At 68.9% G+C, this 23706-nt stretch carries 20 protein-coding genes; 5 read left to right on the top strand and 15 right to left on the bottom strand.

Going from position 1 to position 23706, the window contains the following annotated elements; translation table 11 throughout:
- Positions 1-9: 9 nt before the first annotated feature.
- The 5 genes from M2283_RS34155 to M2283_RS34175 all read right to left on the bottom strand — a co-directional run bounded on the left by M2283_RS34155 (position 10) and on the right by M2283_RS34175 (position 5869).
- Positions 10-897, bottom strand: coding sequence for an intradiol ring-cleavage dioxygenase (locus tag M2283_RS34155; RefSeq protein WP_280880345.1), 888 nt, complete (start codon positions 895-897; stop codon positions 10-12).
- Positions 894-1949 carry a maleylacetate reductase gene (locus tag M2283_RS34160; protein ID WP_280880586.1) on the bottom strand — a complete coding sequence of 352 codons (1056 nt, stop codon included), beginning with the start codon at positions 1947-1949 and terminating at the stop codon, positions 894-896. Before M2283_RS34160 ends, M2283_RS34155 begins: the two co-directional genes overlap by 4 nt.
- 5 nt (positions 1950-1954) lie before the next feature.
- The gene (locus M2283_RS34165; RefSeq protein WP_280880346.1) at positions 1955-3748 is read right to left on the bottom strand and encodes an FAD-dependent oxidoreductase; all 1794 of its coding nucleotides are present in this window, start codon (positions 3746-3748) and stop codon (positions 1955-1957) included.
- 129 nt (positions 3749-3877) lie between these two features.
- Positions 3878-4825, bottom strand: a complete 948-nt coding sequence (locus tag M2283_RS34170) for a helix-turn-helix domain-containing protein (protein WP_280880347.1) — start codon at positions 4823-4825, stop codon at positions 3878-3880.
- 141 nt (positions 4826-4966) lie between these two features.
- On the bottom strand, positions 4967-5869 hold the full coding sequence (locus tag M2283_RS34175) for a LysR family transcriptional regulator (RefSeq protein ID WP_280880348.1): 903 nt from the start codon (positions 5867-5869) through the stop codon (positions 4967-4969).
- Between the two features lie 84 nt (positions 5870-5953).
- Between M2283_RS34175 and M2283_RS34180 the strand changes: the two genes are divergently transcribed.
- Genes M2283_RS34180 through M2283_RS34190 form a run of 3 tightly spaced genes read left to right on the top strand, consistent with a single transcriptional unit; the run spans position 5954 to position 8498 of the window.
- The gene (locus M2283_RS34180) at positions 5954-7144 is read left to right on the top strand and encodes a thiolase family protein (RefSeq protein WP_280880349.1); all 1191 of its coding nucleotides are present in this window, start codon (positions 5954-5956) and stop codon (positions 7142-7144) included.
- Complete coding sequence (locus M2283_RS34185; RefSeq protein WP_280880350.1) at positions 7141-7812, top strand: 3-oxoacid CoA-transferase subunit A; 672 nt, start codon at positions 7141-7143, stop codon at positions 7810-7812. Before M2283_RS34180 ends, M2283_RS34185 begins: the two co-directional genes overlap by 4 nt.
- A complete protein-coding gene (locus tag M2283_RS34190; protein WP_280880351.1) occupies positions 7809-8498 on the top strand; it encodes a 3-oxoacid CoA-transferase subunit B in 690 nt (229 codons plus the stop codon). The genes M2283_RS34185 and M2283_RS34190 overlap by 4 nt, the downstream gene beginning before the upstream one ends.
- A 56-nt stretch (positions 8499-8554) precedes the next feature.
- On the opposite strand, the gene M2283_RS34195 is transcribed toward M2283_RS34190, so the two are convergent.
- The 8 genes from M2283_RS34195 to M2283_RS34230 form a co-directional block, all read right to left on the bottom strand.
- Positions 8555-10147 (bottom strand): MDR family MFS transporter, encoded by a 1593-nt coding sequence (locus M2283_RS34195; protein WP_280880352.1) that lies wholly within the window; start codon positions 10145-10147, stop codon positions 8555-8557.
- 259 nt (positions 10148-10406) lie between these two features.
- Positions 10407-11738, bottom strand: a complete 1332-nt coding sequence (locus M2283_RS34200) for an MFS transporter (RefSeq protein ID WP_280880353.1) — start codon at positions 11736-11738, stop codon at positions 10407-10409.
- A gap of 361 nt (positions 11739-12099) precedes the next feature.
- Positions 12100-13431 (bottom strand): acyl-CoA dehydrogenase family protein, encoded by a 1332-nt coding sequence (locus tag M2283_RS34205; RefSeq protein WP_280880354.1) that lies wholly within the window; start codon positions 13429-13431, stop codon positions 12100-12102.
- A 184-nt stretch (positions 13432-13615) separates the two neighbouring features.
- Positions 13616-14131 (bottom strand): nuclear transport factor 2 family protein, encoded by a 516-nt coding sequence (locus M2283_RS34210; RefSeq protein ID WP_280880355.1) that lies wholly within the window; start codon positions 14129-14131, stop codon positions 13616-13618.
- The gene (locus M2283_RS34215; protein ID WP_280880356.1) at positions 14128-15486 is read right to left on the bottom strand and encodes an acyl-CoA dehydrogenase family protein; all 1359 of its coding nucleotides are present in this window, start codon (positions 15484-15486) and stop codon (positions 14128-14130) included. Before M2283_RS34215 ends, M2283_RS34210 begins: the two co-directional genes overlap by 4 nt.
- Before the next feature lie 110 nt (positions 15487-15596).
- Complete coding sequence (locus M2283_RS34220; protein WP_280880357.1) at positions 15597-16895, bottom strand: acyl-CoA dehydrogenase family protein; 1299 nt, start codon at positions 16893-16895, stop codon at positions 15597-15599.
- A gap of 74 nt (positions 16896-16969) precedes the next feature.
- Positions 16970-17551: a flavin reductase family protein gene (locus M2283_RS34225; RefSeq protein WP_280880358.1), complete on the bottom strand. Its 582-nt coding sequence runs from the start codon at positions 17549-17551 to the stop codon at positions 16970-16972.
- A gap of 29 nt (positions 17552-17580) precedes the next feature.
- Positions 17581-18876 (bottom strand): acyl-CoA dehydrogenase family protein, encoded by a 1296-nt coding sequence (locus M2283_RS34230; RefSeq protein ID WP_280880359.1) that lies wholly within the window; start codon positions 18874-18876, stop codon positions 17581-17583.
- 129 nt (positions 18877-19005) lie between these two features.
- Here M2283_RS34230 and M2283_RS34235 point away from each other — a divergent pair, with 129 nt between their 5' ends.
- On the top strand, positions 19006-19707 hold the full coding sequence (locus tag M2283_RS34235; RefSeq protein ID WP_280880360.1) for a TetR/AcrR family transcriptional regulator: 702 nt from the start codon (positions 19006-19008) through the stop codon (positions 19705-19707).
- Between the two features lie 284 nt (positions 19708-19991).
- Positions 19992-21380 carry an MFS transporter gene (locus tag M2283_RS34240; RefSeq protein WP_280880361.1) on the top strand — a complete coding sequence of 463 codons (1389 nt, stop codon included), beginning with the start codon at positions 19992-19994 and terminating at the stop codon, positions 21378-21380.
- A 244-nt stretch (positions 21381-21624) separates the two neighbouring features.
- On the opposite strand, the gene M2283_RS34245 is transcribed toward M2283_RS34240, so the two are convergent.
- A complete protein-coding gene (locus M2283_RS34245; RefSeq protein ID WP_280880362.1) occupies positions 21625-22587 on the bottom strand; it encodes a serine/threonine dehydratase in 963 nt (320 codons plus the stop codon).
- Positions 22584-23654, bottom strand: a complete 1071-nt coding sequence (locus tag M2283_RS34250) for a carbon-nitrogen hydrolase family protein (RefSeq protein WP_280880363.1) — start codon at positions 23652-23654, stop codon at positions 22584-22586. The genes M2283_RS34245 and M2283_RS34250 overlap by 4 nt, the downstream gene beginning before the upstream one ends.
- Between the last annotated feature and the right edge of the window lie 52 nt (positions 23655-23706).

The following is a 23706-nucleotide window of genomic DNA, read 5'->3' on the forward strand; positions in this document are numbered from 1 at the left end:
GCCGAACGATCACGTACCGGCCGGGGCCAGCACGATGTCGAAGGAGACCCGTGACCAGGAGCCGTCCACCGCGCGGCCGTCCGGCGTCGGGGAGCCGGGGGCCTGGCGTTCGAACTTCTTCACCAGGGACTCCTTGACCCCGAACACCGTGTCCGAGTCGAGCAGTTCGTCGCCGCTGACGAAGATGTGGGTGACCAGGGTGCGCTGTCCCGCGGCGCTGACCATGAAGTGCAGATGCGAGGCCCGCATGGGAGATCGGCCGACGGCCGCGAGCATCTTGCCCACGGGACCGTCGTAGGGGATGGGGTACGGCGTCGGTGTGACGCCCCAGAACGAGTAGCGTCCCTCGGCGTCGGAGAACAGATGGCCGCGGGCCGCGGTCCGGCCGTCGTCGTGCTGGACGTCGTAGAGGCCCTCCGCGTCGGCCTCCCAGACCTCGATGCGCGCACCGGCGACCGGCTGTCCGTCGCTGTCGGAGAGGGTGCCCTCCACCCAGCACGGTTCCCCGGACGCGACGCCGGAGATGGAGTCGCCGAGGGAGATCTCGGGGCTGTTCTCGACGAAGAACGGACCGAAGACGGTCGCCTCGGTCGCGTCGCCGTACGCCTCGTTGTTGATGCCGATGGTCTGCATGGACAGGCCCAGTACATCGGAGAGCAGGATGAATTCCTGGCGCTTGTCGTCCGTGATGTGCCCGGCGGCGGTCAGGAACTCGATGCCCTTGGCCCACTCGCCCTCGGTCAGGCGGACTTCGCGGACGAAGGCATGCAGATGGTGCACGAGCGAGGTCATCAGCTGCTTGAGCCGCGGGTCGGTGCAGTCGTCGAACGAACGGGCGACGCGCTCGACCAGGTCCGCCTCGCGACGCTCCTGTTCGGCGGAGACGGTGTCGGTCATCGGGGCTCCGCTCCTTCCCAGGCCGCGTGCAGCAGCCCGGAGATGTTGTCGGGGGTCACGGGGGTCGGATTGCTCGGTGGCGCCGCGGCGAGGATCGCCTCCACGGCGCGGGTGATGCCGGACTCCGGCATGCCGTAGTCGCGAAGCGCTCGAGGCGCGTCGAGTTGCGCGCGCAGACGGGCGAGTCCGCCGGTCGCGGACTCTGCATCGAAGGCGGCGGCGATACGTCGCTCGGCGTCCGGTGCGGTAGGCACGTTGAAAGCGAGTACGTGGGGAAGGACGACGGCGTGGGTCTGGGCGTGCGGGAGGTCGAACATGCCGCCGAGGACGTGACAGATCTTGTGGTGGAGCCCCGATCCCGCCGAGGCGAACGCCACCGCGGACAAGTAGGCGCCGTACAGGGCGTGTTCACGTCCGTCCAGGCCGCCCGGCTCGGCGGCGACCAGGGGCAGCCCGATGCGCAGGGCCCGGATGCCCTCGCCGGCCAGTGCCCGGTCGATCGGATCCGCGCGGGGGGCCCACATCGAATCGACGCAGTGTGCCAGGGCGTTGAGGCCGGACGCCACGCTCAGGTCGACCGGCAGGGTGAGCATGAGCGTCGCGTCGTACACGATCGAGCGTGGGAGCACCCGGGGGTCGGTGCCGGTGGTCTTCCGGGCCTGCTCGGTGAGTCCCCACACGTTGGTGGCCTCCGAGCCCGCGTACGTGGTCGGCACCGCGACGATGGGCAGGCCGGTGGTGAGCGCCACGGCCTTGGCCAGGCCGGTCGTCGAGCCGCCGCCGATGCAGACCAGCGCGTCGGCCTGGTGCGTTTCGGCCTGCTTCCTGGCCCGCTCGGCCACCTCGACCGGCACGTGCATGGCCACCTCGTGGTGCCAGTACGCCACGGGCAGTTGCGCGGCGACCCGTTGGGCGAGTTCGCGCTCGGACTCTCCTGCGATCACCATGACCCGGGACGCGCCGAGTTCCTTGATCTCGGCGACCAGATTCTCCGCTGCCGCGCCGGAGGCGAACAGCACGCGCTGCGCGAGTGTGTCGTGGACGAACCGCAGGCCGTTCACGCCTTCCCCAGAATCTGGCGCATCGCCGAACGCAGAGCATCCTCGGGATCTTCGGGCATCGTCATCGAGCGCCAGGCGATGTGCTTGTCGGGGCGCACCAGTACGACGCCGCTTTCGTCGACCTCGCGCAGCTTCGCCCAGTCGTAGTACAGGTCGGTGACCTCCTGGCCCGCCCCGATGACGACGGTCGCGAGCGGAATCCCGAACTCGTGCGCGACCTTGTCGGCCACCGAGGTCCACTCCTCGCCGGCGATGCCGGTGACGAGGGTGAACCGGTCGTAGGGAGCGAGGTCCATCATCGCCTTGCGGTGCATGGTGTCGCCCACCCAGGCGTGCGGCACGTGCGAGCCGGGCACGGTGGACATCTCGTAGTACAGGTCGGGATCACGGCTGGGCTCGGGCAGCGAGGATCCGTCGGAGACGATCGCGGCCGACTGGTAGTGCTGTCCGAGGTCCACCCCATGGGCGTTGAACTCGTAGTTCTTCAGCTCCATCGCGTCGACCAGGGCGGCGCGCTTGGCCGCGCCTCCGGGTGTGTTGGCCTTCCGCTCCTCGATCGCCGCGACCATCTCGTCCTCCGTCGTGGCGTCGAGCAGGCCGAGCACCTCGAAGAACTGCACGAACTCACGGCTGGACCGGTTCGCCCGTCGCACGATGCGCTCGGCGACCGGCGCCCGCTCGGTCGAGTAGGTGTCGAGCAGGCTCCGGTCGGCCTGACCGCGCAGTACGAGGGCGAGCTTCCAGGCCAGGTTGTAGGAGTCCTGGATCGAGGTGTTGGAGCCCAGACCGTTGCTCGGCGGATGCCGGTGGATCGCGTCCCCCGCACAGAAGACGCGGCCTTTCTGGAGGTGCTTGGCGTACATCTCGTTGTTGCCCCACAGGCTGGTGCCGGTGATCTCGACGTCGATGTCGGGCATGCCGAGCAGGTCGCGCACGATCTGCGTCGCGGAAGCCTCGTCGACGACGGGGGGCTCGTCGTTGATGTCGTAGCCCCAGACGATCAGCCACTCGTCCCACGGCCGCACCATGCGCACCAGGCCGGCCCCGATGCCTCCGACGTTCGCGCCCGGCTGGATCACCCAGTAGAGGACCGAGGGCCGGTGACCGACGTAGGCCTCGATGTCGGCCTTGAACGTGATGTTCATCGACCCGGCGATGTCCATCGCGCCCTCGTAGGGCAGGCCGATGTCTGCGGCGACCTTGGAGCGGGCACCGTCGGCACCGATCAGGTACTTGGCTCGGATGGTGTACTCCGCCCCGGTCAGCCGGTCCCGGGCCAGGACGTTCACGCCGTCCGCGTCCTGCACGTGCGCGACGTACTCCGTGGAGAACCGCGTCTGGGTGCCTCGTACGGTCGCGTTCTTGACCAGGATCGGTTCGAGATAGGTCTGCGGGATGTCCACCACGAGGCAGGGCGACGCCAGCTGGTAGTCGGCTTCGCGGGCCGGGTGGGTCCCCCAGGTGTGGATGCGCCCGATCTCCTCGCCGGCGATCGACGTGCAGAAGACCGTGTCGCCGACCAGGTGGTGCGGTGTGGCATCGGCGAGAACCTGATCCTCGACGCCCATGTCCCGGAAGATCTCCATCGCCCGTTGATTGGTGATGTGAGCCCTCGGGGTGTTCGCCGTCCACCGGTACTTCGTGATCACCATGTTGTCGACGCCCAGGGTCGACAGGAACAACGCCGCCGACGCGCCGGCCGGTCCGGAGCCGACGATGAGGACGTCGGTCTCGACCACCGATGACGCGGGCGGACGGGTCTCGGGCTGACCATCGTCGAACACGGGCATGTGCCACACCTTTCCTCGTCCCGGACAAGGGCACCGGGTTGGTGCGTACGAGTGTCGGCGGTCACACCCGGTCGGACCCACCGATCCGGGCCGAGATGGCGGAAATGAGGATGGCGGGCCGCGGGCCGGTCAAGCGGACGCGGCTCGAACCTCGCCTGCGGTGATGCCGAACCGCTCGCGGAAGGTGCGGGAGAAGTACGCGACCGACGTGAAGCCGCACCGTGCCGCCACGTCCGACGTGCGCAGGCCGCTGGTGGAGTCGGAGGTCAGCATGCTGTACGCCGCGTCCAGCCGGCGCGAGAGGATGTGTCCGGGCACGCTGGTGCCGGCGGCCGCGAACAGACGCGACAGGTGCCGTTCGCTGATGCCCGTGGCGGACGCGATGTCGGCCGCGCGGAGCGTCGGGTCGGTGAAGTGCTCCTCGATGAACATCCGAGCCGCCGCCCTGTGTGCCACGGGCAGGCCGACATGGTCACAGGCGGCGAGCACCGACACGAGTTCGACGATCGCCTGCTCGTCGGCCGGCACCGGGCGGTCCCGGCGGACCGCCCGTCCCGCGAGCCGGGCCAGGGCCCGTCCGTGCGGGTTCTCGCCGGCGCCCACGTCGACGACGACGGGGGTGGGCACGGTCGGCAGGCCGGTGAGCGCGGAGAACTCCGAGCGGGGAACCTTCACCGCCAGCTCCTCCAGTCCTCGGCCGAACCCACGGGCAAAGGGGCGGTCGGCGTCGCAGACCAGGAGCTGCCCGGGCCGCAGCACTCGACGGTGTCCGTTCTGCTCGAAGACCGCCTCCCCCGTGATGGCCATGTAGACGACGATCGCCCCGGTGGGCTTGGCCTCGACCAGCTCGGAGGAGCGCTCGACCACGTGTCGGGTGCCACGTACCCGGGCGAGATGGACCCGCTCAAGCTGGAGGTTCACCTCCGCGGCCGCGAACGATCCGCCAACCGGCGGCCGGCAGGCGAGGGCGATCAAGGACTCCGCGTTGTGCCGCTCCCAGAGCTCCACCTGACGGTCCGGCTCGATCTGCGCGGTGGCGAAGCGATGGGCTCGGGGAATCCTGACGGAGCCGATCAAGCTGCACCTGCCTGGCTCGATACCAACACCACCACAGTGTGCGTCCGGGACACGTGAAGGCCAAGGGTCGAGACAGTACCGCCGGCTCCCGGTGCGCCGGGGTGTGCACCGGCCGCCCACCACCAGCCCCCGTCGTGTCGCCTACTGCTGTTCGGCACTGCTCGACATGTACTGCTCGATCATCGCCGCTATCCGTTCGGTGGCCCGCGAGTTCCGCAGCGGCCGGCGTGCGAGCCCGAGGGTGACGGTCTCGGTCTCGACAAGCGGGAGGTAGACGACCCTGTCGAGGCGGAGGCTCTGTACCGATTCCGGGACCAGTGCGACACCGTGGCCGGCCGCGACGAAGACGACCAGGGTGGAGGTCTCGCCCACCTCCGTCAACGGTGAGGGTACGAAGCCGGCACGGGCGCAGGCCGCGAGGACCCGGCCATGCATGGAGGACCGGCCCTGGGAGGGGTGAACGACGAAGGGCTCGTCGGCGAGTTCCGCGAGGGAGACCCGGCTCCGTTCGGCCAGCCGGTGTCCGGCGGGAAGGGCGGCCACCAGTCGTTCGGACCGCAGGGCGGTGAAGTTCAGGCCGACGTCGGGCAGGGTGTCGGAGCGCAGCAGGGCGAGGTCGTAGGTGCCGTCCCGAAGGCCTTCGACCAGCGTGGGGTTGAGCAGTTCGCCGTGCAGCTCAAGGGCCACGTTCGGGAGCTGCACCCGTACCCGTCGGGCGATCTGGGGCAGGACGTCGTACGTGGCCGTGCCGACGAAGCCGATGGACACCCGCCCCGCCCGGCCGGTGGCGAGCAGCGCCATCTGCTCCTCGGCTCGGCCGACCTCGGCCAGGATCGACCGTCCATGGGCGACCAGCTGACGGCCGGCCTCGGTGAGTTCGACCCGCCTCGTCGACCGGGTGAACAGCATCGTGCCCAGCTCGCGCTCCAACTGCTTGAGCTGCTGGGAGAGGGCGGACTGGGCCACGTGGAGTCGCTCGGCGGCGCGGCCGAAGTGGCACTCCTCGGCGAGGGCGAGGACGTAGCGGATCTGGCGGAGCTCCATGACCGCAGCTTATCTTCGCTGGTGATTAATCATGTACCAATAGATATTGGACGTGATTAATGGAAGCGACCTAGCGTCGCTCCCATGATTGCGAGCTTCGTTTACAGCGCAGTGCGAACACCCTTCGGCCGCTACGGCGGGGCGCTCGCCGACATCAGGCCCGACGACCTCGCCGCCACCGCGGTCTCGGCGGTGCTGGGCAAGGTCCCCACGCTCGATCCCGCCGCCCTCGATGACGTGGTCTGGGGCAACGTCAACGGTGCGGGCGAGGACAACCGCAACGTCGGCCGGATGGCGGTCCTCCTGGCGGGGCTGCCGACGACGGTGCCCGCGACGACCGTGAACCGGCTCTGCGGCTCCTCTCTCGACGCGGCGATCATCGGCTCGCGCGCCGTGGAGAGCGGGGACGCACACATCGTCCTGACCGGCGGCGTGGAGTCGATGACCCGGGCGCCATGGGTGCTGCCCAAACCGTCCCGTGCCTTCCCTGCCGGCCATGTGACCGCCCTGTCGACCACCCTGGGCTGGCGACAGGTCAACGCACGCATGCCGAAGGAGTGGACCGTCTCCCTCGGCGAGGCCAATGAGCAGCTCAACGACCGGTTCCGGATCTCCAGGGAGCGCCAGGACGAGTTCGCCGCCCGCTCCCACACCCTCGCGCACGCCGCCTGGGAGGCGGGCTTCTACGACGACCTGGTGGTACCGGTCGTGGTGGACGGCGAGGCCGTCCTCTCCCGTGACGAGGGGATCCGGCCCGGATCCACGCCGCAGAAGCTGGCCGGCCTCAAACCGTCCTTCCGGCCCGACGGCTGCATCACGGCGGGCAACGCCTCGCCGCTCAGCGACGGTGCGTCCGCCGTGCTGATCGGCTCGGAGGCAGCGGCCTCCCGGATCGGCAGTGCGCCGCTGGCCCGGATCGCCGGGCGCGGGGTGTCGGCGCTCGAACCGCAGATGTTCGGGTTCGCGCCGGTCGAGGCGGCCGAGCGGGCGCTGAAGCGGGCCGGGATCTCCTGGGCCGACCTATCGACGGTCGAGCTGAACGAGGCCTTCGCCGTGCAGTCACTGGCCTGCGTGGACGCGTGGAAGATCGACCCGGCGATCGTGAACACCAAGGGCGGCGCCATCGCCGTCGGCCATCCGCTCGGCGCCTCGGGCGGCCGGATCCTCGGCACGCTGGCCGCACGTTTGCGCGCGTCGGGCCAGCGGTGGGGGGTCGCCGCGATCTGTATCGGCGTCGGACAGGCGTTGGCCGTGGTCCTGGAGAATGCGGTATGAGCGTTCGGGCGTGCCGGGATCCCGATGAGGCCGTCGCCGGGATCGAGGACGGCTCGACCATATTGGTGGGCGGGTTCGGCATGGCCGGCATGCCGGCCGACCTGATCGAGGCGCTCATCCGCCAAGGCGCGACCGAGCTGACCGTGGTGTCGAACAACGCCGGAAACGGCGACACAGGGCTCGCGGCCCTACTGGACAAGGGGCGGGTGCGCCGGATCGTGTGCTCGTTCCCCCGGCAGTCCGACTCGTGGGTCTTCGACCGGCTGTACCACGAGGGACGCATCGATCTGGAGGTGGTCCCGCAGGGCACGCTCGCCGAGCGGCTGCGCGCGGCCGGTGCCGGGATCGGCGCGTTCTACTCCCCCACCGGGGCCGGCACCCTGCTCGCCGAGGGCAAGGAGACCCGGGAGATAGCGGGCCGCACACATGTACTGGAGTACCCGATCAAGGGGGACGTCGCGCTGATCGGTGCCCACCGGGCCGACGGAATGGGCAACCTCGTCTACCGCAAGACCGCCCGCAACTTCGGGCCGGTCATGGCCACGGCGGCGACCACGGTGGTGGCGCAGGTGCACGAGATCGTCGATATAGGCGCACTCGATCCCGAGGCCGTTGTGACCCCCGGCATCTATGTCGACCGCGTCGTACAGGTGGTGTCCGCAGCATGAACCCGACGAGTTCACCTCTGCCCCCTCTGGAGCATCTCGGCCGAGGGCCGCTGACCGAGGACGAGATGGCCGCGCGGGTGGCACGAGACATCCCGCACGGGTCGTACGTCAATCTGGGCATCGGCCGGCCGACCCTGGTGGCCGATCACCTTCCGGGCGGGGCGGGGGTGGTGCTGCACACCGAGAACGGCATGCTCAACATGGGCCCGGCGGCCCGGGACGGGCAGATCGATCCCGATCTCATCAACGCGGGCAAGATCCCGGTCACCGAACTGCCCGGAGCCGCCTACTTCCACCACGCCGACTCCTTCGCCATGATGCGCGGCGGCCACCTCGACATCTGCGTACTGGGCGCTTTCCAGGTGTCCTCGGCCGGCGACCTCGCCAACTGGCACACCGGCGCCGCCGACGCCATCCCTGCCGTCGGCGGGGCGATGGACCTGGCGATCGGCGCCAAACGGGTGTTCGTGATGATGACGCTGTTCACCAAGCAGGGCGTGCCCAAACTGGTCCCGGAGTGCACCTACCCGCTCACCGGCGTCGGCTGCGTCGACCGGGTCTACACCGACTTCGCGACGTTCCAGGTCGGTCCCGGGGGCGCCACCGTCCTGGAGACCTTCGGCATTCCGTACGACGACCTCGCGCAACGCCTTGGCCTCGCTCTGTCCCGCCAGGACGGGACCTGAGGCCCTTGCGGAACCGGCAGCCCGGGCCGCGCGGCGCTGTCGTGTCGTCCGTCCGCTCACAGCGCCTTCGTCTCCGGTCCTTCGGGCGCTCCCTCCGTGCCTGGTCCGCCGGGCTCGTCCCCAGCGAGTCGCTTCTCGGGAAGCACGACGGCCAGCACGACACCGACGAGGAACAGCGGGACCAGGTAGGCGAACACCGGTGTCAGGGCGTGCTGGTAGGCCGCGACCACGGCGTCCTGCACACGGGCCGGCAGAGCATGGACAAGAGCGGGGGTCAGGGAGTCCGTGTCGCCGACTGCCTTGAGGCCAGTCGAGGACAGCCGGGTCCCGAGTTGGTCGGTCAGTCGGCTGGTGAAGATCGCGCCGACCGCGGCGGTCCCGACCGTCGCTCCGATCTCACGGAAGAAGTTGTTGGCGGAAGTCGCGGTGCCCACATCGGCGGCGGGGAAGGCGTTCTGTACGGCCAGGACGAGGGTCTGGGACATGAGGCCGATGCCCACACCCATCAGGAAGAGATACCCGCAGAGCACGGCGAGCGGGGTGTCCACCTCGAGAGTGGAGAGCATCAGGGCCGTGCCGGCGATGACGAGCGAACCGGCGATCGGATAGATCCTGTAGCGGCCGGTCCGGCTCATCTGCAGGCCGACCGGCAGGCTCGCACCCATCAGGCCGACCACCATCGGCAGCAACAACCAGCCGGACTGCGCGGCGGTGACGCCGTAGACCATCTGCAAATACGTCGGCATGTAGCTGACGACCGCGAACATGCCGACGCCGATCACGATCATGCCGATAAGGGTGGCGATGTCGAAGATCGAGCTGCGGAACAAGCGCAGCGGGATGATCGGTTCGGCCACGCGGCCTTGCGCGTAGAAGAACAGGACCCAGGATGCGACGCCCGCACCGGCGAGGCCGAGGACGAGCGGGTCGCTCCAGGCATAGTCGGTGCCGCCCCAGTCCGCGACCAGCACGGTGCAGGTGACGGCCGCCGTCATGAGCGTGATGCCGACGTAGTCGATCGTGGCCTTCAGCGCCTTGCGCGGCAGGTGCAGCGCCACGGCGCACACGGCCAGTGCGAGCAGGCCGACCGGGAGGTTGATCCAGAAGCACCAGCGCCAGCCGATGCCGTCGGTGAACCAACCGCCGAGCAGCGGGCCCACGACAGACGCCAGTCCGAAGATGACGCCGATCGGAGCCATGTACTTCGCGCGCTGACGGGGCGGTACCAGGTCGGCGACGATCGCCTGTGAGGTGATCATCAGTCCGCCGCCGCCCAGGCCCTGGACGGCACGACCGATGATCAGCATCGCCATGTCCTGCGCGGATCCGGCGATCGCGGAGCCCGCCAGGAAGAGGATGATTCCGCCGAGGTAGAGGTTCCTACGGCCGAGCAGATCACCGAGGCGTCCGTAGACGGGCATCACGACGGTGGCGGCGAGGATGTAGGCCGTGGTCACCCACGCCATGTGTGTCACGCCGTGCAGTTCGCCTACGACGGTGGGCAGTGCGGTGCTGACGATGGTCTGGTCGAGCGAGGCGAGCAGCATCACGGCCATCAGGCCGGCGTATATGAGTCCGAACCGGCTCCGACCGTCGAAGGAGTGCCGCTTTCCATCCGGCGAGCGCGCCACAGACAGGGAGTCACTCATCGGTTCTCCGGAGTTCAGGGAGGGCGGGTGGAGGCCGGGCGGCCCGGTGGCCGCCCGGCGCATCAGGTCGTGGCGAGGGTCTGCAGGAGATCGGCGGAGCACTCGGCATACGGCACGGCCGAGTTGGCGCATCCTGGGGAGTTGTCGTTCGTCCCGCGCTGCAGCCCCACGCGCCCTGCGGGCGGCCCGGGGGCGGCCACCAAGGTGGGCGTCTCGTCGTGAGGGGTGTGCCCAGACGTTCGGCGACTGCCGAACACCCTCACGCCGACTCGGTGGTCAGGTCGGGAGAGCTTTCGGTCATCCACTGGGGCGGGAACTTCGGTAGCAGCGCCGCCAATACGACGGCGACCACCGTCAGCGCGGTGAGCGCGAGGACCGGCACCGTATAGCTCCCGGTCGCGGACTGCACCGCGCTGACCAGGTACGGCGACAGGCCGAGCGACAGGGTGGAGAGGGCCAGCGTCAGTCCCTGCAACTGCGCGAACGAAGCGAGACCGAAGTACCGCGCGATGAGGAAGGGGCCCAGTGACGACTCCGCGCCGTAGGCGAAGCCGAGGAGGATCATCGCGACGAACAGCAGCGGTATCGAACCGTGGTTCACGAAGGCGATCACGAGCCCCACCGGCACCGCCGCGAGCATCGGGACCACTACCCAGGGCCGGTCGGTCCGGTCCAGGACCAGCCCACCGACGAGCAGCCCGACCACCGACGTGGCGAACAACGCGGACAGAGTCAACGAGACCGTCGCCTCGGTGAATCCTCGCTCGCTGAAGAAGCCGACCGCGATCTGGCGTACGACCATCGGGCCGGCTGCCGCGAAGGCGAGGGAGATCGTGATGGAGATCCAGACCCGCGTTCGGATCGCCTTGGGCAGCGGGATGCCCGGAAGACGTGGCAGCTCCAGTTCGGGCCCCGTCTCACGCGGCGCCGTCGGCTCGGAGATGAGGAACATGGCCGTTGGGATCGCCACGAGCGCGATCACGGCAGCCACGAGTAGGTAGGTTCCCTTCCATCCGAGGCCTGCGCTACCGCTGATCAGCCACTGGAACACGGGTGAGAACACGGCGGCGGCCACGCTGGGGGCGACGCCGATGAGGGCGAATCCGATGCCCTTGTGCTTCGGCAGCCAGATCGAGATCACCTTGAAGACGACAGCGAGTCCTGCCATGAAGCCGAACGTGGACGACAGGATCAGCACGACCGCCAGCGCCGGCACGCTGGATCCGCACAGCGGGATGAGTGCCGTCAGCGCGGCGTAGAGGATGGCGGAGCGAATCGCGACCCTGCGTGCACCCAGCTGATCCACCCAACGGCCCGCGAAGGGCAGGGCGATCGGCCCGATCAGCAGTGGGAGGGTGACGAACACGAGAATGCCGGAGGATTCGGCGGCACCCGTGTCCTTGGCGAACGACGGGATGACGAACGTCGTCATTGCGGAGAGGCCGGAAGGACTCACCAGCATGAGGAGGAGACAGCCGGTCAGCGCGGCCTTGGCGCCTGGTGGTGCGTTCCAGAGGTCGCCGAGATAGGACTTCCAGCCTGCTTCGGACGAAGACGGGACGGTGTCGCCCGTCGGCACGGAAGTGGTCATGGGAAAGCCTCCGTTACGGAAGCGCCGCGGCCCCATTGGCGCGGCGAGCTGATTCAGAGGGCGGCTCAATCGGTCATGGACTGAGGTTGTGACGCGGTGGAACGCGTTGCTTCCGACCCGCTGTGGGAGCTGCTCCGGCGGTCGGAGCGGCCGACGTCAACTGGTGCCTCGCGTCGGCCTGTTGGGTCCGATCGCGCACCGATCCCGGTGCACGATCGGCTCCGGCAACGGCACCGGCTTCCCCCCTACGCCGACGGCTCCGGGTCCTCGGTGTCACCGCGCGCATCCACCCGTAGATGCGTCGAGTTCTCCGAGCACCTGGAGCGCCGCTTTCGGACCGGCGGGGACACCGCCGCTCGGTTCACGCGGGGCGGGGCACCGGGCCCGGGAACTTGCCGTTGGCCGCGTGCGGGGGCAGCTTCCCGGGAGGGGGCGAACCCAGGGCGGCTATCACCGGGAGCGGCTCCATCCCGAAGATGTCCCGCCCGTTGATCTCTGCCATCGGGTCGATCCGGAACGCGCCGTGGGTCGCCAGCACGTGCACGTCCCGGACGAAACGCTGGATCGGGTTGGACAGGCCGACGGTCGAGGAACCGAGTGCCAGCTGCAGCCCGTCGATCACCTGGAGACAGGCGTGGATCTGATGGACGAGGTCCATCGTGATCTCCGGTTCGTCCCACGGGTGGAAGTCCTCGCCCGCCAGCGCACGCCGGTCGATTTCGTCCGCCTGCCGCTCGATGACCGCCGCGGCCGTGTTGATGACGGCCCTCGCCTTGCCGGCCACGACCTGCGTCGAGGCCATGTCGGCCATGGTCGGATAGGGCAGGTTGAACGGCGGCCGCTTGGCGGCCTGCTCGACGAAGGCGCGGAGAGCCCCCTCGGTCATGCCGAGGGCGAGCGCCGCGAAGGCGGTCGTGGTGGCGACCATGGTTCCGGTCGCGGAGTGCATGAATCCGAGTCCCTGGTACTTGCCGCGCAGGGCGTCCATGCGTGCGGGCATGTCCATGGTGTGGATGACCCGGTACTCGGGGACGAACACCTCCTCGTCGGCCCGCACACTGTTGCTCGACGTGGCGCTCATGCCCATGACCTGCCAGTCGTCGACGATCGTGTACTGGTCCTGGGAGAGCAGCCCCATCGCACGACGCCGCTCTCCGGTCTTGGGGTCGTCGTACTCGAACCCGACCGAGCCCCACTTCGCGATCTTGCACCCGCTGCCGAACGCCCAGCGGCCCTTCACCATCCAGCCGCCCTCGACCTTGCGACCGTCGCCGACCTTCGGGGCGAAAACGGTGGCGCCGAACAGGAGCGGTCCCTGCCAGGTCCCGATGTCGGCGAAGACCTCGTCCTTCACCCGGTCGTCGAGTGCGAGCGCGCTACGGGACGCGCTGGAGACGATCACCGTCCAGCCGGCCGACCCGTCGACGCGTCCGAGTTCACGCACGACCTCCGTGGTGTCGCGGGCGCCGAGTGCGAACCCGCCCAACTCCACCGGGATGGTGATGCGGAAAACCCCGATCTCGTGCAGCACCGAGACCGTCTCGGGTGCGAGCGTGCCCAGCAACTCGCCCTCGCGGGCACGTTCAGCGAGGCCGGGCGCCGCAGCGCGCACCGCGTCGCGCATGTGCCGTCCCTCCTCGCTGATATGGGGCGACTCGGGGAACCTGCTCACTTTGGGCAACGTCATGGTCATCTCAGTTCTCTTTCTTCATCCTTGGGCATCGCCGACGCGTTCATCACTGCGCACGGGTGGCGGCTGATTGCGATGCGGGGCAGGAGCATCTCGGCCCGGCTGCGTCCACGACGGGTGGAGGGCGGGTCTTCGAGATCGACAGCGGGTGCGGCGGCGACGATCGGCGGCTGGACCGGGCTCGCCCTCAGGTCCCCGGCAGCGGCGCGGCCATCTTGCGGAAGGCACTCCAGTGCTCGGCGAGCTTGCCGTCGCGCACGCGGAACACCGTCACGATGTACCAGTCGTAGCTCTTCCCGGGGCTCTCCGGGTCCGGCGTCGGCTGCATCATCATCACGCAGGCCAGATCGCCATCCAGGACCACGTTCACCACCGGCGGCGGAGTGCCGTTGCCGGTCGGGACGTGGCGGAAGTGCTCGATGATGTTGTCCCGGCCGTTGCCGAGGGCGTTCGGGTCGTGCTGGACGTAGTCCTCGACGATGTAACGCTTCATCACGTCAACGACGTTCTCCTGCACGGTGCCGTCGCGCACCATGCGTGCGAGGTCCGCCTCGAAGTCGACCAGCAGGCGCTTGATGGCGGTCCGCTCGGGCGTGTCCGCCTGGGCGACGGCCGCCTTGTAGTCCTCGCGGTCCAGCCAGGTCTCGTACAGCGCGGGATCGTTGATGTGCGCGATGCCGTCGATGATGCTGAAGTCGTTCATGCGCGGATGGGCTCCTTGTCTCGGGACGGATCTGTTGAGGCACGGCGCTCGGGGACAGCGCCGCCGATCATGGCGAAGGGGGCCAGGCCCAGGAGCCGACGCCCGTTCTGCTCCGCCAGCGGGTCGATGCGGATCGCGCCGTGCGAGGTGAGCACGCGGGCGTCGCGGACGAACCGCTGGATCGGGTTGGACAGGCTCACCGTGGACGAGCCGATCGTCTTCTGCAGGAGGTTGATCGCGTCCTCGCACAGGTTCGCCGCGTAGGCGATGGAGAGGCTGATCTCGGACTCCTCCGGCGGAGTGAAGTCGAGTCCCTCCGTTGTCCGCGCGTCGATCTGGTCGGCCGCGCCCTCGATCGTCGCGGCGGCGACGTTGATCATCGCGAGTGCCTTGCCCGCCGCGACCTGGGCTGACGCCATGTCGCCGATCGTCGGGTAGGGCAGGGTGAAGGGCTTGCGCTTGTTCGCCTGCTCGGTGAAGCAGTCGAGCGCGCCCCGCGCCATGCCCAGGGTGATCGCGAGGTTCGCGAGCGCCGCACAGAGCAGCAGCGCCAGACCGCGCTGCCCGTAACCGAAGCCCGTGTAGCGGTCGTGCAACTGCTGCAGCCGCAGCGGGAACTCACCGAGGTCGATGAAGCGGTGCGCCGGGACGAACACCTCGTCCTGCACGCGCAGGCTGTTGCTGGCCGATCCCGACAGACCCATGACGTCCCAGTCGTCGAGGATCTCGTACTGCTCACGGCGGAGTGCGACCATGCCGCGTCCGCCGCCGCTTCCGGCTTCGGCGGGGTCGTACTCGATGCCGACCAGCGCCCAGCTCGCGTGTTTGCAGCAGCTGCCGAACGCCCACTTGCCGTGGACCATCCAGCCGCCGTCGACGGCTCGGGCCGTGCCGACCTTCGTCGCGAACACGGAGGCGCCCACGATGGCCGGCCCGACCCAGTCCTCAGTCTCGGCCCGCACCTCGTCGACGACCTGCGCGTCCATCGCGAGCACGTTCTTCACGCCCACGCCGACGAACCCGGCCCACCCGGCGGAACCGTCGCCCTCGCTGAGCGCGGCGATCACCTCGACCAGGTCACGTGCACCGAGCCCGTACCCGCCCCACTCGACGGGCATGGACATGCGAAAGACACCGGCGTCGTTGATCGCTTCGAGCACCTCGGGAGTGAGCGCCGCGATCTTCTCTCCCTCGCGGGCCTGCGAGCGGATCAGCGGGATCAGCGCGCGCACGCGGTCGCGGATCCGGCGGCCCTCGTCGGTGATCCACGGGGAGACCACGGGTGAGGCGGGCACCGGGGGTGACATCGGCGGCAGTTGGCCGTCAGGAGCGGGCGGCGGAGGTGTTGCGGTCATCGAGGCACCATGATTTCTCTTACATGTACTGAACAGTTCAGTACATTCCGTAGACATGAAGATGTACAGGTCGGGGACAGCGGAGCGCGAGGTCGCCCGGAGGCGTCAGCTCAACCCAGTGGGGAGTGCGGGGCGTTGACGCCGCGCTGCGGCACCGCGGCGCCGACCATGGGGAACGGCTTGAGTCCGAGGATGCGTCGGCCGTTCTGCTCGGCGAGCGGATCGACGCGAATCGCTCCGTGCGAGGTGACCACACGTGCGTCACGAACGAATCGCTGGATCGGGTTGGACAGCGAGACGGTCGAGGAACCGAGCGTCTTCTGCAGCAGGTTGATGGCGTCCTCGCACAGGCTCGCCGCGTACGCGAGCGCGAGACTGATCTCCGACTCCTCGTCGTCGCCGAATTCGAGACCGGCGTCGGTGCGTGCGTCCACCTGGTCCGCGTAACGTTCGATCGTCGAGCCGGCCAGGACGATCATCGCCTGCGCGCGCCCGACGGCCACCTGTGCCGAAGCCATCTCGGCGACGCTCGGGTAGGGCAGGGTGAACGGCTTGCGCCTGATCGCCTGTTCGGTGAAACAGGACAGTGCGCCGCGCGCCATGCCCAACGTGATCGCGGTGCTGCTGAGCGCCACGGTCATCAGCAGCGCCCGGCCGCTCTGCCGGAAGGCCGCGCCGCTGTAGTGGTGTCGGATCTGGTCGAGCCTCGGCGGAAACTCGGCGAGGTCGAGGAAGCGGTGGTCGGAGACGAAGATGTCCTCGACAACTCGCAGACTGTTGCTGGACGTTCCGGAGAGTCCCATGACGTGCCAGTCGTCGAGGATCTCGAACTGCTCCCGCTCCAGCACTACGACACCGCGACCGGTACCGCCGGCTTCTGCGGGGTCGAAGGCGACTCCCACCAGCGCCCAGCGGGCGTGCTTGCAGCCGCTGCCGAAGGCCCAGCGACCGTTGACCATCCAACCGCCGTCGACCTTGCGGGCGTTGCCGACCGTGGTCGCGAACACGGAGGCACCGACGAGTGCCGGCCCCACCCAGTCCTCGATGTCCTGGCGGATCTCCTCGACCACCTGCGGTTGCAGGGCGAGGAAATTGCGCAGTCCGACGCCGACGAAGGCACTCCAGGCGGCCGAGCCGTCGGCCTCGCCCAAAGCTGCGACGACCTCGACGATGTCGCGGGCGCCCAACGCGCTGCCGCCCCACTCGACCGGCATCGTCATGCGGTAGACGCCCACCTCGTCCAGCGCATGAAGCACGTCGGGAGTCAACGCCCCGATCCGCTCCCCCTCGAGCGCCTGCGACCGGATGAGAGGGACGAGGTCACGGACCCAGTCGCGCAGCTCACGTCCGGCGTCGGTCAGCCACGGCGATTCGACGGCCCTGACCTCCGGGGCGATGTGCTTGGACATCGGATCTCCTCATTGAGATTGAGCGAAAACAACGAACTCATCTGTAGGGGTGGGTGAGTTGGCAGCGGCCCTTCTCAGGCGGGGACAGCCGACCTGTCGCTGTCGTCGAGCCGCCGGAAGCGGCTTCCGTGGAAGACCAGGGGCTCGGCCGACGGCAGGGTCCACAGGCGGTCTATCTCCAGCAGGGCGATGGTGTGGTCGCCCGCCGGGAGCTCGGCTCGGAGCGTGCAGGTGTACCAGGTGACCGCCCCCGGGAGGACTACCGCTCCCTCTCCGGTCGTCTCCCAGTGCACGTCGGCGAACCGGGTCTCCTCCGCACCTGCCAGCGCGCGGCACACCTCACCCTGCTGCTCGCCCAGGACGCTCAGGCCCAGCCATGGCAGTTGCCTGAGCTTGGGCCAGGTACGGGACGAGGTCTGAAGGCACACCGAGACGAGGGGCGGGGTCAGCGATACGGAGGTGAAGGAGCTGACCGCCATTCCGACGGGGCTGTCGTCCACCATTCCGCACACCGCGATCACCCCGCTCGGGAAACGGCCGAACGCTTCCCGCAGGGCCTGCGCGTCCGTCGGTGCCACCGGCGTGGGCTGCGGCCCGAGGCCGGAGCCCACACCCGTGGGCCCATGGGGCCCGTGCTCATTGATCGACATGGTCATCACGTTCTTCTTCCTGTACGGCGGTCGGCTCAGCCCACTTGGGGCACGCCACCGGCGAACATGGGAAACGGTTCGAGTCCAAGGAGTTGGCGGCCACTGAGCTCTGCCAACGGGTCGAAGCGGATCGCGCCATGAGTGGCCAGCACGCGCACGTCCCGCGCGAAGCGCTGGATCGGGTTTCTGAGGCTCACCGTGGAGGAACCGATGGCGAGTTGGAGCTTGTCGATGGCGTCCGCGCACAGCCGCACCGCGTAGACGAGGTCCATCGTGATCTCGGACTCCTCGGCGCCCGTGAACTCGATCCCGGCCAGGGCGCGGCGGTCCACCTCGTCGGCGTGGCCGAGGATGGTCGCTTCCGCCGCGTTGATCATCGCTCGGGCCGTACCGGCTGCCACCTGGGTCGACGGCATGTCCGCCACCGTGGGGTAGGGCAGGTTGAACGGCTTGCGGGCCTTCGCCTGCTCGACGAAGCAGTCCAGGGTGCCGCGGGCCATGCCGAGTGCGACGGCCACGTTGCTGAGACAGGTGATCAGCATGAGCGCGCGCGTGTCGTTGCGGAAGCCGATACCGGCGTAGCGGTCCCGCACGCCGTCCATGACCGCGGGGAAGTCGGCCAGGTCGACGAAGCGGTGGTCGGGGACGAACGCCTCTTCCTCTGCGGTGATGCTGTTGCTGGAGGTGGCCTTCAGGCCCATGACCTTCCAGTCGTCCAGGATCGTGTACTGCTCGCGGCTCAGCAGTGCCATCCCCCGGTGCGGGCGGCCCTCCGCATCCTCGTAGGTCACGCCCACAGCCGCCCAGGCCGCGTGCTTGCACCCGCTGCCGAACGCCCACTTGCCGGAAACCAGCCACCCGCCGTCCGCACGGCGTGCCGATCCCACGCTCGTGGAGAAAACGGAGGCACCGACGACCAGCGGACCTATCCAGGTGTCGATCTCCTTGAAGACCTCGTCGACGGTCTGCTGGGGGAAGCCGAGGACATTGCGGATGCCGCCGGCCACGAAGACCGTCCATGCGGCGGATCCGTCGCCTTCGCCAAGTGCCGTGATGATTTCCACGGTGTCTCGCGCCCCGAGGGCATAGCCGCCCAGTTCGACAGGAAGGGCGGTCTTGAAGACACCCGCTTCGTGTATCGCTCTCAGCGTCTCAGGAGGCAGGGCGCCGAGCTCCTCTCCTTCCTGTGCCTCCTCCCGCAACAGAGAGGTGAGGGCGCGCGTCTGGTCCCGGATCTGCCGCCCGCGGTCGCTGAGGTGGGGAGAGGGGCGCCGCTCGGCCGCCGCAGCGACGTCGGCTCCGGAAGAGGGTGGAGAGGGTGGCTTGCTCATGGAGCGCCTTCCTTTCTGACTGAACTGCACCGTTCAGTTCAGTTGAACCGTACGGTAGGGTTCAGTGAAAGGTCAAGCGATGAGATGCGTACCGGCTCCCACCAGGGCCGGGATTCAGCGAGGAGTGAGATGGCTCAACGGGAGCGCCCCCAGCGCGCGGGCTCGAGCGGGCGAAGCAAGCGGGCACCCATTCTCGACGCGGCCATCGAGCTGTTCCTCGAACTCGGCTTCGATCAAACCTCGATGGATGCCGTGGCAGCGAAGGCCGGCGTCTCGAAGACGACGGTCTACGCCCACTTCGGCGACAAGCTGGAGCTGTTCCGTGCGGTGATCGCCCGCGGAGGAGCCTCGCTCGACTTCGATCTGGATCAGACGATGCTCGCCTCCGTCGACGACCCGCACGAGAGGCTGGCACGCATCGTCCTGAAGCTCCTCCAGGCCACGACCGCCCCGACCTATCTGGCCTTCATTCGCGTCCTGACCGTCGAAGCGGGCCGGCGCCCCGAGCTGACCGAGGCGATTCGATCCCTCGGCGTACCCCATGTGGTCGATCTGGTGGCCGTGGCCCTGCGCGAGGATGCACGGCAGCGCGGCTACGACCTTCCCGACCCGGAGGCATACGCAGGACTGTTCGTACGCATGACGGCGGCCGGACCACAGATGGACGCGCTGCTGGATCCGGAGGCCGACCGCGACCCCGCCCACTTCGAGGCGTACGCCCGATGGACGACCGCCGTCTTCCTGGCGGGCCTGCGCGCCGGCGACCTTCCGAATGCTCCCGATTCCGCGATGAGTCAGGTCTTCCCCCGGCTGTCGCGGGCGAACTCCTGATCTGCGCCGTGGCGCGATAGGCAAGGCCTTCCGCGCCACGGCGCCCCTGGGCACCTCTGGCGAGCACCCGGCCACCGCGCGCTCCGGCCTCTGCGCTCCCTCACGGGGCGGTGATGGCACATCACCTGATGCAGGCCTCTTGACCGATGAACTGCACTGAACCGTACAGTTCATCTATCGGAGTGCCGCTCAGCGCTCGGCGCCTCAGCGAGCCACCGGCAGCACGAGACCGCCCCGCCCACTCAGCCGGCGGCCGCCATCTCCTTGCTTGAGGAAGGACGACGATGTCCCCGCCCCCGTCCCACCCTGAATTCGCTCTGCCCGGTCAGCCGGACGCCCCCTCCCCCGCCACCCTGCGGGAGTCCTTGTCCGCGCTGCGCGGCTACCCCGCACCGGCGTGGAAAGCAGCGATCGCCTGCGTGCTCGCCATGGTCCTCAGTCCCCCGGCTCTCGTCACAACCGTCACGTTCCTCGTCGCCCCTGTCGCCAAGGACTTCAGCTGGTCCCCCACGGAAACGCTGAGCATCTTCAACATTCCCACCGTTGCCGCCCCCTTCGTACTGCCCCTGGCCGGCCGTTTGGTCGACCGCTGGGGCGCCCGGGCGGTCGCCGTTCCCGGCACCGCCCTCTACGCCGTCGCGACCGCCGCGGTGGCGCTCGTGGGCGCGAACGGCGTCGAACTGACGGTGCTCCTGCTGGTGAGCACGGCCCTGGGTTACACCTCCATCCTCGGCGTGGTCTACAAGGTCGTCTCGGAGTGGTTCCCCCACCACCGCGGGCTGGGCTACTCCCTGCTCATAGGCGCGACCTCCAGCCTCGCCGGTGCCGCCCTGTCGCCTCTGAGCCAGCTGTCCATCGACCACTTCGGGTGGAGGACGACCTACCTGCTGATCGGCGGATGCATCCTGCTGATCGCCTTCCCTGCCCAGTACTTCCTGATGTACGAGCCCACATCGGCACCGCTCGACCGTGAGAACGTCGTTCCGCCGAAGGGAAAGGGCCTGCCTGCACACAAGGAACTGCCCGGCCTCCCCCTGGGCCGGGCGCTCAGGAGCCGGGCCTGGTGGTACATGGTGCTGGTGCTGACCGTGGCGGCAGGCGTGGCGATGAGTGTGCGTCTGAACGCTGTGTCCCTCTTCGGCGGGCGCGGCTATTCCGCCACGGAGGTGTCGCTGTCGGTGTCGGTCATGCTCGTGGCCTCCGTCGCCGGGCAGATCCTCGCGGGTGTGGTCCTCGACCGGTCGCGCACACCTCGTGCCTTCGTGCCGTTCACGGTGTGCCTGGTACTCGGCATGGTCATGGTCTTCGCCGCCACGGGCGACATGTGGGCCCTGTTCCTGACCATGGCGTTGCTCGGTGTCGTGACCGGCGCGGAGTCCACGACCGGACCGTTCCTCGTGGGGTGCTACTTCGGTATGCGGGCCTTCGCCCAGATCCAGGGCATCACGCTGGGCATCGTCAGTCTGGTCGGCATCGGACTCTTCCCTGTGCTGGCGCAGGGAGCCGCGGAGCGCACAGGTGGCTACACGGCAACGCTCATCGCGCTCACCGCCGGCGGGCTGATCGTCCTTGTCCTGTCGCTCTTCCTGCCGCGTTATCCGAGCACCGCCAAGAGCCCGGACGCCGACGAGCCGGTACCCAGTCACGCCGATGACCGCACGGCCAACTTGTGACGGTCACCTGCACAAAAGATCCCGGGAGGGCACGCGCTGCGCGTGCCCTCCCGGGCGTTGCAGGGGCTCAACCGGTGCCAGTGCTGTGACCGCACAAGCCGGCCGTGAGCATCTCCAACACCAGACCGTGCGCGGTGAGATGGTCAGCGAGCGCGGTCGGCTCTGCTGCGTCGCACCGTTCAAGCCAGCAGCAGTACCAGCAAGACCCCGGGCCAGGGCAATCTCTCGGTACGGAAACGGCTCCTCAGCGGCCCATACTCGACGAGGGTGCTGTGTTGGCCCCGGAGACGACGACGGTGGCCCCGTCCGGGAAGTGTTCGGGGTGAGCGAGCAGCGCGGCGAGAGCGGCGGCTCCCCCGGGTTCGGCCACGATGCGTAGCCGCTGCCAGAGGAGTGCGCGGGCGGCGGCGATATCCTCGTCCGCGACGGTGAGGGTCTTCATGCCGAGCGAGAGGCCGACAGCGGTGGCTATGCGGCCGGCCCGGCGGGCACCCAAGCTGTCCAATGCGATCCCACCGACTTCCACGTCCACTGGTTTCCCTGCCTCCAGCGCTGCTGTGAGCGAGGGCGCTGAGGACGGTTCAGCCGCGGTCACGCGGTTGCGTCCGTCCAGCGCCAGGGCGACCCCTGCGTACAGGCCTCCTCCACCGCACCCGACCAGCACGGGCTGTCCCTCCGGTACCTGCTCGGCGAGCTCCAGGCCGAGTGTGCCCTGCCCTGCCACCGTCTGCGGGTCGTCGTAGGCGTCGATGTGGAAGGCGCCCTCGTGCCAGGCATGATCCTGGCTGGCTGCCAGTGCGTCGGCGTAGAAGCCTTCGACGCGGCGCAGGCGTGCGCCGAAAGATTCGATGACGTCGGTCTTGGCCCTGGGTGAGAAGTCGGGCACGAACACGGTGGCGGGCAGGCCCGCTTCGCGTGCCGCCCAGGCCACGGCTGCCCCGTGGTTGCCTCCCGACGCGCAGCAAACGCCGGCGGTCGGGACGCCGCATTCCGCGGCGCGCAGGAGGGCGAGGGCGTTGGATGCGCCGCGGACCTTGAAGGAGCCGGTGTGCTGGAGGAATTCCAGCTTCAAAATGACGGGGACGGGGACGTCCAGTTCCCCGGCCGCCACCTGTACCACGGGGGTGCGGCGCACTACGTCGCGGATCCGTCTGGCAGCAGACGCGATGTCGTTCAGAGAGGGGATGTTGACCGGCTGCGCATTCATGGGCGGTGTCCAGGGGAGCCGGGGTCAGGTGTGGCACGCGATGAGGTGAACGTGTCGGGCAGGCCGACCGAGGGGGACGCCCTCAGACTGTCGTTGGTCTGTACGGCGCGGCGGACTGTGGTGTCCACGTGGAGGCGGAAGATGTCGGGCCGCGCGTAGTGGCCGACGGGGTCGAAGTCGTAGCGAGCGCGCGGGATCAGTGCCATGTCGAGGTCCGCGGTCAGCAGGGCCTCCTGATCCAGCACGGGCCCGGCCAGCACTTCGCCCAGCGGGCCGATGATGCTGCTGCCACCCCGGGAGATGAGTTGCTCTGGGTCGTCGCCGTACGGCGTGGGGTGGTCCAGGGGGAAGTCCCTCGTGCGCAGGCATTGGTTCGCCGCCAGTACGAAGCATCTGCCTTCCATGGCGATATGGCGCATGGTCGCGTGGTGGCTTTCCCTACTGTCCGCTGTCGGCGCACAGTACAGTTCAATGCCTTGCGCATACATGGCCATCCGCGTCGCGGGCATAAGGTTTTCCCAGCAGATCACGGCCCCGAGTCGGCCGAGCTTCGTAGGGTGCACCTCAAGGGTTGAGCCGTCGCCGAACCCCCAGATCATCCGCTCGGCACCGGTAGGCATGAGCTTGCGCCGCTTCCCGAGCAAGGCTCCGGTGTCGGAGAAGAACAGGACCGTGCAGTAGAGCGTGCCGTATTCCCGTTCGATGACGCCGATGACCAGGTGTGTGCGGGCATCGGCCGCCAGTTCGCTCAGGCGGTCGGTGACAGGGCCGGGCACCTCCACGGCGCCGTTCCAGTACCGGGCGAACTCGTCTCGTCCGGCAGCGGTGCGGTCGCCCACCACTCCCCCAAACGCCGATCCCTTGGGGTACCCGCCGATGAACGCCTCAGGGAACACCACCAGATCCAGGTTCCGCTCGGCTGCCTCGGACAGCCACCGTTCCACAACACGCAACGTGGCCACCGGATCGAACGGAACCGCGGCGGCCTGCACCACGCCTGCCCGAACGACTTTCGCCTGGCCGGGACCTGTGTCCGGGCTTTTGTACGTGCTGTCGTCAGTGGTCATGCCTGTACGCTGCACTGCTTCCACTCTGAAGCCAAGTGCGAGTCTCTTCAAC

The organism is Streptomyces pseudovenezuelae (genome assembly GCF_029892565.1).
Classification (GTDB): Bacteria; Actinomycetota; Actinomycetes; order Streptomycetales; family Streptomycetaceae; genus Streptomyces; species Streptomyces pseudovenezuelae_A.

What these genes read in the sequence shown, in the direction of transcription:
- M2283_RS34155 (WP_280880345.1), bottom strand. Translation starts at nt 897, where the DNA reads ATGACCGACACCGTCTCCGCCGAACAGGAGCGTCGCGAGGCGGACCTG.
- M2283_RS34165 (WP_280880346.1), bottom strand. Translation starts at nt 3,748, where the DNA reads ATGCCCGTGTTCGACGATGGTCAGCCCGAGACCCGTCCGCCCGCGTCA.
- M2283_RS34175 (WP_280880348.1), bottom strand. Translation starts at nt 5,869, where the DNA reads ATGGAGCTCCGCCAGATCCGCTACGTCCTCGCCCTCGCCGAGGAGTGC.
- M2283_RS34180 (WP_280880349.1), top strand. Translation starts at nt 5,954, where the DNA reads ATGATTGCGAGCTTCGTTTACAGCGCAGTGCGAACACCCTTCGGCCGC.
- M2283_RS34185 (WP_280880350.1), top strand. Translation starts at nt 7,141, where the DNA reads ATGAGCGTTCGGGCGTGCCGGGATCCCGATGAGGCCGTCGCCGGGATC.
- M2283_RS34190 (WP_280880351.1), top strand. Translation starts at nt 7,809, where the DNA reads ATGAACCCGACGAGTTCACCTCTGCCCCCTCTGGAGCATCTCGGCCGA.
- M2283_RS34195 (WP_280880352.1), bottom strand. Translation starts at nt 10,147, where the DNA reads ATGAGTGACTCCCTGTCTGTGGCGCGCTCGCCGGATGGAAAGCGGCAC.
- M2283_RS34200 (WP_280880353.1), bottom strand. Translation starts at nt 11,738, where the DNA reads ATGACCACTTCCGTGCCGACGGGCGACACCGTCCCGTCTTCGTCCGAA.
- M2283_RS34205 (WP_280880354.1), bottom strand. Translation starts at nt 13,431, where the DNA reads ATGACCATGACGTTGCCCAAAGTGAGCAGGTTCCCCGAGTCGCCCCAT.
- M2283_RS34210 (WP_280880355.1), bottom strand. Translation starts at nt 14,131, where the DNA reads ATGAACGACTTCAGCATCATCGACGGCATCGCGCACATCAACGATCCC.
- M2283_RS34215 (WP_280880356.1), bottom strand. Translation starts at nt 15,486, where the DNA reads ATGACCGCAACACCTCCGCCGCCCGCTCCTGACGGCCAACTGCCGCCG.
- M2283_RS34220 (WP_280880357.1), bottom strand. Translation starts at nt 16,895, where the DNA reads ATGTCCAAGCACATCGCCCCGGAGGTCAGGGCCGTCGAATCGCCGTGG.
- M2283_RS34225 (WP_280880358.1), bottom strand. Translation starts at nt 17,551, where the DNA reads ATGACCATGTCGATCAATGAGCACGGGCCCCATGGGCCCACGGGTGTG.
- M2283_RS34230 (WP_280880359.1), bottom strand. Translation starts at nt 18,876, where the DNA reads ATGAGCAAGCCACCCTCTCCACCCTCTTCCGGAGCCGACGTCGCTGCG.
- M2283_RS34235 (WP_280880360.1), top strand. Translation starts at nt 19,006, where the DNA reads ATGGCTCAACGGGAGCGCCCCCAGCGCGCGGGCTCGAGCGGGCGAAGC.
- M2283_RS34240 (WP_280880361.1), top strand. Translation starts at nt 19,992, where the DNA reads ATGTCCCCGCCCCCGTCCCACCCTGAATTCGCTCTGCCCGGTCAGCCG.
- M2283_RS34245 (WP_280880362.1), bottom strand. Translation starts at nt 22,587, where the DNA reads ATGAATGCGCAGCCGGTCAACATCCCCTCTCTGAACGACATCGCGTCT.
- M2283_RS34250 (WP_280880363.1), bottom strand. Translation starts at nt 23,654, where the DNA reads ATGACCACTGACGACAGCACGTACAAAAGCCCGGACACAGGTCCCGGC.